Raw genomic sequence first — 12,551 nt, 5'->3', positions numbered from 1 at the left:
AGGCCCGCCATGCTGTACCTTTCCACCCGCGGCTATCCCGAGCGCAAGCGTTTTTGCGACATCCTGCTCGAAGGCCTGGCGCCCGATGGCGGCCTGTACCTGCCCGAGCGCTACCCGCAGATCGACAGTGCGCAACTGGGCGAACTGCGCCGCGTGTACCACGAGCAGGGCTATGCCGAGCTCGCGTTCCGCATCCTCTCGCTGTACATCGACGACATTCCGGCCGACGACCTGCGCGCGCTGTGCGCCAAGACCTATACGGCCGAGGTCTTCGGCACGGGCGAGATCGTGCCGCTGCGCCATGTCGAAGACGGCCTGTGGCTCGAAGCCCTGTCCAACGGCCCGACGCTGGCCTTCAAGGACATGGCCATGCAGCTGCTGGGCAACCTGTTCGAGTACGAACTGGGCCGCCGCGGCGAAACGCTCAACATCCTGGGCGCGACCAGCGGCGACACCGGCAGCGCGGCCGAGTACGCGATGCGCGGCAAGCAGGGCGTGCGCGTGTTCATGACCAGCCCGCATGGCCGCATGAGCGCCTTCCAGCAGGCGCAGATGTTCAGCCTGCAGGACGAGAACATCCACAACATCGCCATCGACGGCGTGTTCGACGACTGCCAGGACATCGTCAAGGCGGTCTCGGGCGACCATGCGTTCAAGGCGCGCTACAAGATCGGCACCGTGAATTCGATCAACTGGGCGCGCCTGCTGGCCCAGGTGGTCTACTACTTCGCCGGTTACCTGCAGGCCACGCAGAGCAACGACCAGAAGGTCAGCTTCAGCGTGCCCAGCGGCAACTTCGGCAACGTCTGCGCGGGCCACGTGGCGCGCCAGATGGGGCTGCCGATCGCCAAGCTGGTGGTCGCGACCAACGAGAACGACGTGCTCGACGAGTTCTTCCGCACCGGCATCTACCGCGTGCGCGGCAGCGCCAACACCTATGAGACCTCGAGCCCGTCGATGGACATCAGCAAGGCCAGCAATTTCGAGCGCTTCGTGTTCGACCTGCTGGGCCGCGACGCCGAGCGCACGCGCCAGCTGTTTGCCGAAGGCGTGGCGCGCGACGGTTTCTTCGACCTGAGCGCCGATCCGCTGTTCGCGCAGGCCGCTTCGCGCTATGGCTTCGTCAGCGGCAAGAGCACGCATGCCGACCGCCTGGCGACGATCCGCGATGTCGCCGAGCGCTTCGGCATGGTGATCGACACCCATACCGCCGATGGCGTCAAGGTGGCGCGCGAATACATGGGCGCCGAGCCGATGATCGTGCTCGAGACCGCGCTGCCGATCAAGTTTGCCGAGACCATCCAGGAAGCGCTGGGCCGCCTGCCCGAGCGTCCGGCGAAGTTCATCGGCATCGAAGACCTGCCCAAGCGCGTGCAGCGCATGCCCGCCGACGTCGAGCAGGTCAAGGCCTATATCGCCCGGCACTGCGACGCCGCCTGATGCCCACGCGCGATCGGAGCCAGCCATGAAAGTGGCCGGCTTTGCCGGTTATTCGGGCGCGGGCAAGACCACGCTGGTCGAGGCGGTCATTGCCGAGCTGCGCGCGCGCGGCCTGCGCGTGTCGGTGGTCAAGCATGCGCACCACCGCTTCGACATCGACCAGCCGGGCAAGGACAGCTGGCGCCACCGGCAGGCGGGCGCGTTCGAGGTGCTCGTGGTGTCGGACCAGCGGCTGGCGCTGATGCGCGAGTTCGAGCGCCCGGGCGCGCCCGACATCCATGCGATGCTGGCCGAACTCGATGCCGGCGTCGACTGGGTGCTGGTCGAAGGCTTCAAGCACGGGGACCTGCCGAAGATCGAGGTCTGGCGCGCTCCCGCGGCGGGCGAGGCCGAGCGGCCGCTGCGCTGCACCGAGGACGCTGGCGTGCTGGCGCTGGCCACCGATGAACCTGGCCGCTTGCCGGCGGCCGTGCCGGTGCCGCTGCTGGACCTGAACCAGCCCCGCGCCGTGACCGACTGGTTGATCGGGCAAGGCGCCCGTTTCGAATACCGGTCCCCTGAATGAAAGCTGATATGCGCGACTCCCTGACTTCCCTTGATTCCGCGCTGGCCAGCCTGCTGGCCCAGGCGCGCCTGCCGGCAGGCAGCGAGCAGGTCAGCACCTTCGACGCCGACGGCCGCGTGCTGCTGGCGCAGGCGGTGTCGCCGCTGCAGGTGCCGCCGCACGACAACAGCGCCATGGACGGCTATGCCGTGCGCAGCGGCGATGTGCATGCCGCGGGCACGCTGCTGCCGGTGTCCCAGCGCATCGCTGCGGGCCAGATGGGCGAGCCGCTCGTGCCGGGCACGGCGGCGCGCATCTTCACCGGTGCGCCGCTGCCCGCGGGCGCCGACGCGGTGGTGATGCAGGAGGACTGCGAGCTGCTCGCCGATGGCAGCGTGCGCGTGAACGCGGTTCCCAAGGCCGGCCAATGGGTGCGGCGCGCGGGTGACGACATCGTGCGCGGCGCCGTGGTGCTCGAAGCCGGCACGCGCCTCACGCCGGCCGAGCTGGGCCTGGCGGCCAGCATCGGCCTGGCGCAGCTCGAGGTCGCGCGCCGCCCGCGCGTGGCGCTGTTTTCCACCGGCGACGAGCTGGTCATGCCGGGCAGCGTGCGCCCCGAGGAAATGCCGCCGGGCGCGATCTACAACAGCAACCGCTTCTTCCTGCGCGCGATGCTGCAGCGCCTGGGCTGCGAGGTCACCGACCTGGGCATCGTGCCCGACCAGCGCGAGGCCACGGTCGCGGCGCTGCGCGACGCGGCCGGCGCGCATGACCTGATCCTCACCAGCGGCGGCGTGTCGGTGGGCGAGGAAGACCATATCAAGCCCGCGGTCGAGCAGCTGGGCCAGCTCGATCTGTGGAAGATAGCAATCAAGCCCGGCAAGCCGTTTGCCTATGGCCGGCTGGGCGAGACCCATTTCATGGGCCTGCCGGGCAACCCGGTGTCGAGCTTCGTGACCTTCGTGCTGCTGGTGCGGCCGTTCGTGCTGCGCCTGCAGGGCGTGGCCGATGTCGCGCCGCGCGGCATCGCGGCGCGCGCCGACTTCGACTGGCCGCGCGGCGACCGCCGGCGCGAGTTCCTGCGCGTGCGCTACAACGACAGCGGCGGCCTGGAGTTGTTCCGCAACCAGACCTCGAACCTGCTGACGTCCGCGGCCTGGGGCGACGGCGTGGTCGACAACGCGCCCGGCAACGCGATTGCGCGCGGCGACACGGTGCGTTTCCTGTCCTTTGCGGAGCTGCTGGCATGAGCAAGCCCATCACCGTCACCATCCGCTATTTCGCCTCGATCCGCGAGGCGCTTGGCACGGGCAGCGAGCGCTGCGCCACCACCGCCGCCACGCTGGGCGCCTTGCGCGACGAATTGATCGCGCGCGGCGGCCCGTGCGCCCAGGCGCTGGCGCGCGGCAAGGCGGTGCGCATGGCGCACAACCAGATCCTCAGCGACGAGTCGGCGGCGCTGGCCGAAGGCGATGAAGTCGCGTTCTTTCCGCCCGTGACCGGAGGTTGAGCATGGCCAAGGACACTTCTGCCACGCCCAGCGTCAGCGAACGCACGCGCGCCGCTTTGGCCGAAGCCAAGGCGCGCGGCGTGGTGCTGGGCAGCGCGGGCGCGCGCAACCTGCAGGCGACGCTGGAAAAACGCACCGCCACGGCCGATGCGTTCGCACGCGAAATGCAGCCGCTGTTTGCCGAATTTCAGGCCCAGGGCCTGACGCACCGCGCGATCGCCGCCGAGCTCAACCGCCGCGGGATTGCCGCGGCGCGCGGCGGGGAATGGACGCATGGGCAGGTGCAGCGCATGTTGAACAGGCTTGGCACGCCCTGAGCCGGGTTGGGTTTTCTATTCCTGCGCCGGCTCGCCGTCTTCGGGGCCGGGCAGCGCCGGACATTTCCATTCGAGCAGTTCGGCCAGGCGTTGCACCACCCAGCCGGCTTCGGGCGCGCTGAGCACGCCGCCGTCGCGCAGCGCCGCATGCATGCCCAGCAGCACGCCGGCTTCGGACGGGGCTTCGCGGTGATAGAGGATCTGCGCCTGTTCCACCAGGTGGCTGGCCAGGTCCTCGCAGAGTTCATAGCGCGCCAGCACTTCGGCCGCGGGCGTGCGCAGGCGTCCGCTGCGGTCGGCGTGGAGCGCCGCAAAGCTCGGCGCCACGGTCAGTTGGTTGCCTTCGGACATGGGCTCAATCGGGCGTGAAGTTTTTCTCGAAGTGGATGGCGTCATCGACCAGTTCGAAAGTCACGAGCTGGCCCATCTTCATGTCCTTGAGCCGGCAGGCGGCAAACAGCGCGTGCTTGCCCTTCAGGTCGAAGCTCGGCAGGTCGATCAGCGCGTAGGGGTAGGGCACGAAGACTTCGTACTCGAACACCACGCGATGCTGGTTGCGCGGCGACGGGAAAAGCTTGTAGTGGCTGGTGGTGATTGCAAGAGTGGCCATGGCAGGGGGGTACAGTACGCGCCAATGCTAACGAAAAACGTTTTGGCGTTTTGACTATGAGAGGGCGCAATGGCGCAAAACAAGAACGAATGGGCCAACAAGGTGTTCGGCCTGATCCGCGCCGGCAATGCCGGCGCGGCAACCGCCCAGATCAAGGTGGCGCCCACGGTCGGCGACCTGCAGCGCCTGCAGGTCCTGGTCAAGGGACTGCCGGACAGCAAGCAAAACCGCCAGCTCGCCACCGTGGTCGAGGAGGAACTGGCGCTATTGTCGGCCCCGCGGCTGCACCGTGCGCCATGAAGGGCATGCAGTATGTCGCGGTGCAGGCCGCAGACTTCGATGCCAGCGCCGAACTGGCGGCGCTGCGCGCCGCCGATGCGCGCGTGGGCGCGGTCTGCTGCTTCGTCGGCTGCGTGCGCGACCGCAATGACGGCGACAGCGTGGCATCGCTGGAACTCGAGCACTATCCTGGCATGACCGAAGCCTCGATCTCGGCTATCGTCGACCAGGCCATCGCGCGCTTCGGCATCTACGGCGCGCGCGTGATCCACCGCGTGGGGCTGCTGCAGCCGCTCGACCAGATCGTGCTGGTGGCCGTGAGCGCGGCCCACCGCGGCGCCTCGTTCGAGGCCTGCGAGTTCATCATGGACTATCTCAAGACCCAGGCACCGTTCTGGAAGAAGGAGCAGACCCCCCAGGGCGCACGCTGGGTCGACGCGCGCGTCTCCGATGATGCGGCGCTGGCGCGCTGGCAGGATGGGCCCTAAGGGAAATTGCTTGCGCCTTTCCACGCCAGTACGATGCGCTGGATCCGCTTGAAATAGGGGGCAGTCCGCCCCACTTGAAGAGCAATTCGGAGGATTTCACCCATGCGTATCGACAAACTGACGACAAAGTTCCAGGAAGCCCTGTCCGAAGCCCAGACCCTTGCGCTGGGCAACGACAACTCCAACATCGAGCCGCTGCACCTGCTGCAGGCGCTGCTCCAGCAGGACGACGGCCCGCGCTCGCTGCTGCAGCGCGCCGGCGCCAATGTCGGCGCGCTGCAGGCCGCAGTGCAAAAGGCCGTGCATGACCTGCCCAAGGTGCAGGTGCAAGACCAGGTGCAGGTCGGCTCCGACCTCGGCCGGCTGCTGCAGGCCACCGAGAAGGAAGCCATCAAGCGCGGCGACCAGTTCATTGCCAGCGAGCTGTTCCTGCTCGCGCTCACCGACAGCAGCACCCGCGCGGGCCAGCTGCTCAAGGAAAACGGCGTGACGCGCAAGAGCCTCGAAGCGGCGATCGAAGTCGTGCGCGGCGGCCAGGGCGTGGACAACGCCGAGGCCGAGGGCCAGCGCGAAGCGCTCAAGAAATACACGCTGGATCTGACCGAGCGCGCGCGCAGCGGCAAGCTCGACCCGGTCATCGGCCGCGACGACGAGATCCGCCGCGCCATCCAGGTGCTGCAACGCCGCAGCAAGAACAACCCGGTGCTGATCGGCGAGCCCGGCGTGGGCAAGACCGCCATCGTCGAGGGCCTGGCCCAGCGCATCCTGGCCGGCGAGGTGCCCGAGAGCCTGAAGAACAAGCGCGTGCTGTCGCTCGACATGGCGGGGCTGCTCGCGGGCGCCAAGTACCGCGGCGACTTCGAGGAGCGGCTCAAGGCCGTGCTCAAGGAGGTCGGGCAGGAGGAAGGCCGCATCATCCTGTTCATCGACGAGATCCACACCATGGTCGGCGCCGGCAAGGCCGATGGCGCCATGGACGCGGGCAACATGCTCAAGCCGGCGCTGGCGCGCGGCGAGCTGCATTGCATTGGCGCGACCACGCTCGATGAATACCGCAAGTACATCGAGAAGGACGCTGCGCTCGAGCGGCGCTTCCAGAAGGTCATGGTCGACGAGCCCAGCGTCGAGGACACGATTGCCATCCTGCGCGGGCTGCAGGTCAAGTACGAAGCCCACCACGGCGTCGACATCACCGACCCGGCCATCGTGGCCGCGGCCGAGCTGAGCCACCGCTACATCACCGACCGTTTCCTGCCCGACAAGGCCATCGACCTGATCGACGAGGCCGCGGCCAAGATCAAGATCGAGATCGACTCCAAGCCCGAGGTGCTGGACCGGCTGGACCGGCGCATGATCCAGCTGAAGATCGAGCGCGAGGCGGTCAAGAAGGAAAAGGACGAAGCCTCGCAAAAGCGCCTGGCGCTGATCGAAGAAGACCTCGAAAAGCTCGAGCGCGAGTATGCCGACCTCGAGGAGGTCTGGAAGAGCGAGAAGGCCAGCGCGCTCGGTTCGGAGCAGATCCGCAAGGATATCGACCAGATCAATATCCAGATCGAGGAATTCAAGCGCAAGGGCGATTTCAACAAGGTCGCCGAGCTGCAGTACGGCAAGCTGCCGGCGCTTGAAAAGCAGTTGCGCGAGGTGCAGGACAACGAAGCCGGCGCGGGCAGCGATGCGCCCGCGCACCGGCTGCTGCGCACGCAGGTCGGCGCCGAGGAGATCGCCGAGGTCGTGAGCCGCGCCACGGGCATTCCCGTGGCCAAGATGATGCAGGGCGAAAAGGACAAGCTGCTGCACATGGAAACCAAGCTGCACGAGCGCGTGGTGGGCCAGGACGAGGCGATTTCGGCGGTGGCCAATGCCATCCGGCGCTCGCGCTCGGGCCTGTCCGATCCAAACCGCCCGACCGGCTCCTTCCTGTTCCTCGGCCCCACGGGCGTGGGCAAGACCGAGCTGTGCAAGGCGCTGGCAGGCTTCCTGTTCGACAGCGAGGACCATCTGGTGCGTGTCGACATGAGCGAGTTCATGGAGAAGCACTCGGTGGCGCGGCTGATCGGCGCGCCGCCGGGCTATGTCGGCTACGAGGAAGGCGGCTACCTGACGGAGGCCGTGCGCCGCAAGCCCTACAGCGTGCTGCTGCTCGACGAGGTGGAAAAGGCCCACCCCGACGTGTTCAACGTCTTGCTCCAGGTGCTGGACGACGGCCGTCTCACGGACGGCCAGGGCCGCACCGTGGATTTCAAGAACACGGTGATCGTCATGACCAGCAATATCGGCTCGACGCTGATCCAGGCCATGGTCGGCGAAGACAGCAGCGACATCAAGGATGCGGTGTGGGGGGAACTTAAAAACCATTTCCGACCCGAATTCCTCAACCGCATCGATGAAACCGTGGTGTTCCATGCGCTTGATGCCGGCAATATCGCCTCGATCGCGCGCATCCAGCTGCGCCTGCTCGAGCAGCGGCTGGCGAAAATGGACCTCACGCTCGATGTGTCGGCCCAGGCCGTGGACGAACTGGCCAAGGTCGGCTTCGATCCGGTGTTTGGCGCGCGGCCGCTCAAGCGCGCGATCCAGCAGCGCATCGAGAACCCGCTGTCGCGCTTGCTGCTCGAAGGGCGCTTCCCGCCCAAGAGCGTGATTGCGGTCACGGTCGATCCGGTGCTGGAGCCGGGCGTGTTCCAATTCAAACTGGCTGGCCAGGAGTGAAAGCTCCGGGGCAGCAAGAAAGGACAGAACTTTGAATGATTTTGTGACTTTGCTGGTCCGCTGGACGGTGCGCATTTTCCTGCTTGCCGCCGCGACCGTGTTCTTCCTGAGCCTGCTTGCTGCCGCCAGCCTGCTGGCACTGGTCTGGGGTGCACGCGCGCTCTGGGCCAAGCTGACCGGCCGTCCGGTCACGCCCTGGGTCATGGGCGTGAACCCGGGCGCCGCCTGGAGTTCGGTCTACCGCGCACGCACCGCCTCCTGGCCCGGCCAGGGCGCGGCTGCCGAATCCAGCGAGGAGGCCCCGCGCCATCGCGGCGGAATCCTGCGCGGCAACCAGGAGATCGTGGACGTTCAGCCCAGGGAAATACGCGAACATTGATTTACCGCCGGTGCCGGGCTGCGGCGATGATGTCCTTGTTACCGTTTCAGTAAGCTTGAATGAATCCACCTGATCTGCATCGCCTGTTCGAGGCCCAGCACTACGCCAGCCGTTTCCAGGTCGAGGTGCCGCTGCTGGTGCGGCGCGAGCGCCTGCTGCGCATCCGCAAGATGCTCGATGAACATGGCGCCGTGCTGGCGGCCGCGGTGCAGGCCGATTTCGGCATGCGTTCGCCGCGGCTGACCGAAGTGGCCGATTTCCTCGTGCTGCGCAACCTGCTCAACCAATGCCTGCGCAAGCTGGCGCGCTGGATGCGGCCGCAGCGCGTGCGCACGCCGCTGTACCTGCTGCCGGCGCGCGCGCGCATCGAGCGCCAGCCGCTGGGTGTGGTGGGCGTGATCTCTCCCTGGAACTATCCGGTGCAGCTGGCGCTGGCGCCGGCCATCACGGCGCTGGCCGCGGGCAACCGCGTCATGCTCAAGCCCAGCGAGCTCACGCCGCACACCTCGGCGCAGCTCGCGGCCCTGGTCGAGCAGTTCTTCTCCCCTGACGAGTTCTGCGTGGTGCAGGGCGATGCCAGCGTGGCCACCCAGTTCTCGGGCCTGCCATTCGACCATCTGGTGTTCACCGGCTCGACGGCCGTGGGCCGGCGCGTGGCCCAGGCCGCGGCCGTGCATCTGACGCCCACCACGCTGGAGCTGGGCGGCAAGTCGCCCTGCCTCATCGACGAGAACTGCGACCTGGACGACGCGGCGCTGAAGATCGCGCATGGCAAGCTGCTCAACGCGGGCCAGACCTGCGTTGCGCCCGACTACCTGCTGCTGCCGCGCGGACGCGAACAGGCGTTTGCCCAGGCCTACCGCAATGCCGTGGCCCGGCTTTACCCGACGATCGTCGGCAACCCCGATTACGCCTCCATCCTGACCAAGCGCCATCTCGCGCGGCTGCGCCAGATGCTGCGCCAGGCACAGTCGCTGGGCGCGCGCATCGACGTCATGGGGCCGGCGCAGGCCCAGCCCGGCGAGGCCGCGGCCAGCTTCTGGAGCGATGCCGCCGAGCGCCAGATGCCCCCGGCGCTGGTGTTCGGCGCGACATCCGAGATGCAGCTGATGCAGGAGGAGATCTTCGGCCCCATCCTGCCGGTGATCACCTATGAGCGCCTGGACGACGTGGTTGCGGCGCTCAATGCCGGCCCGCGGCCCCTGGCCTTGTACTGGTTTGGCAGCGACGAAAATGTGCGCGACGGTATACTGCGGCGAACTGTCAGCGGCGGGGTGACGGTCAACGACACCCTGATGCATATAGCGCACGACAACCTGCCGTTTGGCGGGGTTGGCGACAGCGGCTGGGGGGCGTACCACGGAGAGCAGGGCTTTCTGCGGTTCAGCCACCAGAAGTCGGTGTTGCTGCAGTCGCGCTGGTCCCTGGGGGCGTTGTTCTATCCTCCCTACGGGCCTCGGCTTGACCGGTTGATGGGGCTGCTCCGGCGCTGGTCATAGCGCGGGTCCGGCCTGCATCGCCTGCAGCACAGGCCGCAAGCATTTTTTTGTCACCACCCATCCAACGTTGCATGGCTTGGCCCCGCCCACGCCGATGTCCGCCTTTTCCGGCGTTATCACATCGGCTTTGGCAGGGCAAGGCAAGCAGGACAGCCGTACTCGCGTGCATGGCTACACCTTCTTGCCCCTAGGCAAAAAAACGTTTGCGGTGACAATTGCCGCTTTTCCCATTTTCACCTGTTTTCGTTTCGGTATTTCCATGTCCAGTTTCCAGGTTCGTCCCGCCACCCTTCGCGATGCGAAGGCCATTGCACAGATCCATACCGCGTCCGCCACCGAGGCCTACCGAGGCTTGGTTCCCGACGATCAATTGAAATCCATGTCGTCGGTTGAAAAGCGCCAGGCGTACTGGCGCGAAGCCATTGAATACTGCGAACCGCAGGTCCAGGTGGCCATCGATGGCGACAAGATCGTGGGTTTCGTCGGCTTCGATCGCTCGCGCGATGAAAAGTCCCGTCCCACCACCGGTGAGATCTGGGCCATCTACGCCGCTCCCTCGCACTGGGGCCAGGGCGTGGGCGTGACCCTCTGGGACGCGGCCCGCGACGGCCTTGCCGAAGAAGGCTGCACCAATGTCACCGCCTGGGTGCCGCTGCGCAACGAACGTGCGCTGCGCTTCCATGAGATGGCCGGCTTCAAGCGCGAAATGTCGACCGCCAAGACCAACGTCATTGGCGGCATCAAGATCGAAGAAGTGCGCCTCAAGCGCCCTCTGAACTGAAAGCCCCGATGCTGCATTGGCAAGAAAAAAACAAAGAGCACAGCGCGGTCTGGCGCTCGGAAAGCGGTCTCGCGGCACCCCGCAAGGTGGTCATTGCCGACGACACCCTGTCTGCCGATGCAGCCCATCGTCTGGCCTGCGAGGGAACTTCGCTGCTGTGGCGCGGCGACTTCCAGAACGCGCGCCTGCTGCTGCAGGCGCTGATGCGCCGCCAGGAGCGCGATCCGCGCAAGTCCTCGGCCAAGGCCCGGCACCAGAAGCGCCAGGCGGCGCAAAAGCAGGAATTGCTGCCCGAGGAAAGCTTCCCGCACGCCTTCCACCTGCACCGCCAGGCACAGGCGCAGCGCGCACGCGTGCTGTCGAGCATCCTGATCGAGCTGCAGCCCGACTATGTGATCAGCCTGCGGCGCGCGCCTGACTTGCGTCTGCCGATCACCGAAGGCTGGGGCCGGCCCGAGAAGCTCGACCAGACCATCGTCACGCCGCTGCGTGAGTTGCTGGGGCTGGTGGGCGCGCACGAGTGGCGAAAGAAGGGTGTCGAGGTCGAGGCGCTGGGCATTGCGCCCAACAACCGCATCCATCCGCACTATGCGGTGTTCTCGCCGGTGCGCGCCGAGTATGTGGCGCTGGTGGCCGAGGCGCCGCTGCCGCCGGGCGCGCAGGCGCTGGCGTATGACATCGGTGTCGGCACGGGCGTGCTCACGGCGGTGCTGTCGCGCCGCGGTGTCAAGCGCATCGTGGCCACCGACATGTCGCCGCGCGCCATCGACTGCGCGCGCGACAACCTCGAGCGCCTGGGCTGCCTGAACAAGGTCGAATTGCTGCAGACCGATCTGTTTCCAGAGGGCCGCGCGCCGCTGGTGGTCTGCAATCCTCCCTGGGTGCCGGCCAAGCCCAGCTCGGCCCTCGAGCATGCGATCTACGACCAGGACAGCCGCATGCTGCGCGGGTTCCTCGGCGGTGTCGCCGAACACCTGACGCCCGATGGCGAAGCCTGGCTGATCCTGTCGGACCTGGCCGAGCATTTGAAGTTGCGCAGCCGCGAGGAGCTGCTCGGCTGGATCGATGCCGCCGGCCTCAAGGTCGTCGGCCGCCTCGATACCAAGGCCAGCCATGGCAAGGTGGCTGACGCCACCGACGCGCTGCATGCCGCGCGCGCCGCCGAGGTCACCTCGCTGTGGCGGCTGGCGCTGCGCTGAACTGCAGGCGTTCATTGATTGAACAAGCCGGCGCTCCGCATGGGGCGCCGGCTTTTTTCATGGGCAGGGGGTAGTTGTTTTGCCGCCGGGCCGCCCCAAGGCAAAACAGCCCCCATGGGGGGGCAGCGCAGCTACGCGCAGCGAGCCAGCGTGGGGGCAGCGTTTTGCCGCCGGGCCGCCCCAAGGCAAAACAGCCCCCATGGGGGGCAGCGCAGCTACGCGCAGCGAGCCAGCGTGGGGCAGCATTTCATTCATGGGGCTCGAGGCTCCAGTCGGGCACCAGGTGTATCAGTTGCTGGCTCAATTGCGTGGCGCGCTCGGCGCCCGCATGCTCGGCCACCGCCTGCAGCAGCGTGTCGCAGACGCTGCGCAGCGCCTGCACATCGCGTGCTTCGCGCAGCGCCTGGCGCAGCTGGCTGGCCATGGCCTGCTGGCGATTCGCAAACAGGCGCTCGACCATGTCGAACAGGTACATGCGCGTGCCCGCCAGCGTCATTGCCGGAGCGGGCGGTGCCGGGACGGGCGCGGGGGCGAGACTGGCGGGCGCCATCTCGGCGTGGCGTGCCGCGAGATAGCCGGCTTGAAGCAGCTGCGCGACCAGCGCTTCACCCTGGCCGTGGTACATCTGCGCGAGCTGCGCATAGGGCGTGCCTTCGGCCAGCAGCAGCAGCGAGCGTTCGCGCAGGTTCAGGCTGCGCGATCCGGGGGCCAGTTCCTGATGGGCTTTGGGCGTCTTGTACAGCAGCATGGGCAGACCATCGATGCAAGAAACGCCGATTGCACCCCATGCAAATGA

The 12,551-nt window shown here is 67.3% G+C and carries 15 protein-coding genes; 12 read left to right on the top strand and 3 right to left on the bottom strand.

What is annotated here, in order from left to right:
* Positions 1-9: 9 nt before the first annotated feature.
* The 5 genes from thrC to HUK68_RS14415 are packed head-to-tail and all read left to right on the top strand — an operon-like array spanning position 10 to position 3,811.
* On the top strand, positions 10-1,440 hold the full coding sequence (thrC, locus tag HUK68_RS14435) for a threonine synthase (protein WP_175504801.1): 1,431 nt from the start codon (positions 10-12) through the stop codon (positions 1,438-1,440).
* A gap of 25 nt (positions 1,441-1,465) precedes the next feature.
* Entirely contained in the window at positions 1,466-2,005 is a 540-nt protein-coding gene (gene mobB / locus HUK68_RS14430; protein WP_175504800.1) for a molybdopterin-guanine dinucleotide biosynthesis protein B, read from the top strand.
* Positions 2,006-2,013: 8 nt separating this feature from the next.
* Positions 2,014-3,234: a molybdopterin molybdotransferase MoeA gene (locus tag HUK68_RS14425; protein WP_175504799.1), complete on the top strand. Its 1,221-nt coding sequence runs from the start codon at positions 2,014-2,016 to the stop codon at positions 3,232-3,234.
* Entirely contained in the window at positions 3,231-3,494 is a 264-nt protein-coding gene (moaD, locus tag HUK68_RS14420) for a molybdopterin converting factor subunit 1 (RefSeq protein WP_175504798.1), read from the top strand. The genes HUK68_RS14425 and moaD overlap by 4 nt, the downstream gene beginning before the upstream one ends.
* A 2-nt stretch (positions 3,495-3,496) precedes the next feature.
* Positions 3,497-3,811 (top strand): recombinase family protein, encoded by a 315-nt coding sequence (locus tag HUK68_RS14415; RefSeq protein ID WP_175504797.1) that lies wholly within the window; start codon positions 3,497-3,499, stop codon positions 3,809-3,811.
* Positions 3,812-3,826: 15 nt separating this feature from the next.
* On the opposite strand, the gene HUK68_RS14410 is transcribed toward HUK68_RS14415, so the two are convergent.
* A complete protein-coding gene (locus HUK68_RS14410; RefSeq protein ID WP_175504796.1) occupies positions 3,827-4,162 on the bottom strand; it encodes a hypothetical protein in 336 nt (111 codons plus the stop codon).
* Positions 4,163-4,166: 4 nt separating this feature from the next.
* Positions 4,167-4,421, bottom strand: a complete 255-nt coding sequence (locus HUK68_RS14405) for a hypothetical protein (RefSeq protein WP_175504795.1) — start codon at positions 4,419-4,421, stop codon at positions 4,167-4,169.
* Positions 4,422-4,490: 69 nt separating this feature from the next.
* Between HUK68_RS14405 and HUK68_RS14400 the strand changes: the two genes are divergently transcribed.
* The 7 genes from HUK68_RS14400 to HUK68_RS14370 all read left to right on the top strand — a co-directional run bounded on the left by HUK68_RS14400 (position 4,491) and on the right by HUK68_RS14370 (position 11,755).
* Positions 4,491-4,721, top strand: coding sequence for a hypothetical protein (locus HUK68_RS14400; RefSeq protein WP_175504794.1), 231 nt, complete (start codon positions 4,491-4,493; stop codon positions 4,719-4,721).
* Positions 4,718-5,188: a molybdenum cofactor biosynthesis protein MoaE gene (locus HUK68_RS14395; protein WP_434082441.1), complete on the top strand. Its 471-nt coding sequence runs from the start codon at positions 4,718-4,720 to the stop codon at positions 5,186-5,188. The genes HUK68_RS14400 and HUK68_RS14395 overlap by 4 nt, the downstream gene beginning before the upstream one ends.
* A 102-nt stretch (positions 5,189-5,290) precedes the next feature.
* Positions 5,291-7,897, top strand: a complete 2,607-nt coding sequence (clpB, locus tag HUK68_RS14390) for an ATP-dependent chaperone ClpB (protein ID WP_175504793.1) — start codon at positions 5,291-5,293, stop codon at positions 7,895-7,897.
* 43 nt (positions 7,898-7,940) lie between these two features.
* The gene (locus HUK68_RS14385) at positions 7,941-8,276 is read left to right on the top strand and encodes a hypothetical protein (RefSeq protein WP_434082440.1); all 336 of its coding nucleotides are present in this window, start codon (positions 7,941-7,943) and stop codon (positions 8,274-8,276) included.
* Positions 8,277-8,335: 59 nt separating this feature from the next.
* Positions 8,336-9,775, top strand: coding sequence for a coniferyl aldehyde dehydrogenase (locus HUK68_RS14380; RefSeq protein WP_175504791.1), 1,440 nt, complete (start codon positions 8,336-8,338; stop codon positions 9,773-9,775).
* 259 nt (positions 9,776-10,034) lie between these two features.
* Complete coding sequence (locus HUK68_RS14375) at positions 10,035-10,556, top strand: GNAT family N-acetyltransferase (protein ID WP_175505853.1); 522 nt, start codon at positions 10,035-10,037, stop codon at positions 10,554-10,556.
* A gap of 8 nt (positions 10,557-10,564) precedes the next feature.
* On the top strand, positions 10,565-11,755 hold the full coding sequence (locus HUK68_RS14370) for a methyltransferase (protein WP_175504790.1): 1,191 nt from the start codon (positions 10,565-10,567) through the stop codon (positions 11,753-11,755).
* A 247-nt stretch (positions 11,756-12,002) separates the two neighbouring features.
* Here the strand turns inward: HUK68_RS14370 and HUK68_RS14365 are convergent, their stop codons facing one another.
* Entirely contained in the window at positions 12,003-12,503 is a 501-nt protein-coding gene (locus HUK68_RS14365) for a hypothetical protein (RefSeq protein WP_175504789.1), read from the bottom strand.
* Between the last annotated feature and the right edge of the window lie 48 nt (positions 12,504-12,551).

It is taken from the genome of Comamonas antarctica (assembly GCF_013363755.1).
GTDB lineage: Bacteria > Pseudomonadota > Gammaproteobacteria > Burkholderiales > Burkholderiaceae_C > Comamonas > Comamonas antarctica.
This window is presented reverse-complemented; position numbering and strand designations above follow the sequence as displayed.

Excerpts from the sequence above, each read along its gene's own strand:
- thrC (WP_175504801.1), top strand. The coding sequence starts at position 10 with ATGCTGTACCTTTCCACCCGCGGCTATCCCGAGCGCAAGCGTTTTTGC.
- mobB (WP_175504800.1), top strand. The coding sequence starts at position 1,466 with ATGAAAGTGGCCGGCTTTGCCGGTTATTCGGGCGCGGGCAAGACCACG.
- HUK68_RS14425 (WP_175504799.1), top strand. The coding sequence starts at position 2,014 with ATGCGCGACTCCCTGACTTCCCTTGATTCCGCGCTGGCCAGCCTGCTG.
- moaD (WP_175504798.1), top strand. The coding sequence starts at position 3,231 with ATGAGCAAGCCCATCACCGTCACCATCCGCTATTTCGCCTCGATCCGC.
- HUK68_RS14415 (WP_175504797.1), top strand. The coding sequence starts at position 3,497 with ATGGCCAAGGACACTTCTGCCACGCCCAGCGTCAGCGAACGCACGCGC.
- HUK68_RS14410 (WP_175504796.1), bottom strand. The coding sequence starts at position 4,162 with ATGTCCGAAGGCAACCAACTGACCGTGGCGCCGAGCTTTGCGGCGCTC.
- HUK68_RS14405 (WP_175504795.1), bottom strand. The coding sequence starts at position 4,421 with ATGGCCACTCTTGCAATCACCACCAGCCACTACAAGCTTTTCCCGTCG.
- HUK68_RS14400 (WP_175504794.1), top strand. The coding sequence starts at position 4,491 with ATGGCGCAAAACAAGAACGAATGGGCCAACAAGGTGTTCGGCCTGATC.
- HUK68_RS14395 (WP_434082441.1), top strand. The coding sequence starts at position 4,718 with ATGAAGGGCATGCAGTATGTCGCGGTGCAGGCCGCAGACTTCGATGCC.
- clpB (WP_175504793.1), top strand. The coding sequence starts at position 5,291 with ATGCGTATCGACAAACTGACGACAAAGTTCCAGGAAGCCCTGTCCGAA.
- HUK68_RS14380 (WP_175504791.1), top strand. The coding sequence starts at position 8,336 with ATGAATCCACCTGATCTGCATCGCCTGTTCGAGGCCCAGCACTACGCC.
- HUK68_RS14375 (WP_175505853.1), top strand. The coding sequence starts at position 10,035 with ATGTCCAGTTTCCAGGTTCGTCCCGCCACCCTTCGCGATGCGAAGGCC.
- HUK68_RS14370 (WP_175504790.1), top strand. The coding sequence starts at position 10,565 with ATGCTGCATTGGCAAGAAAAAAACAAAGAGCACAGCGCGGTCTGGCGC.
- HUK68_RS14365 (WP_175504789.1), bottom strand. The coding sequence starts at position 12,503 with ATGCTGCTGTACAAGACGCCCAAAGCCCATCAGGAACTGGCCCCCGGA.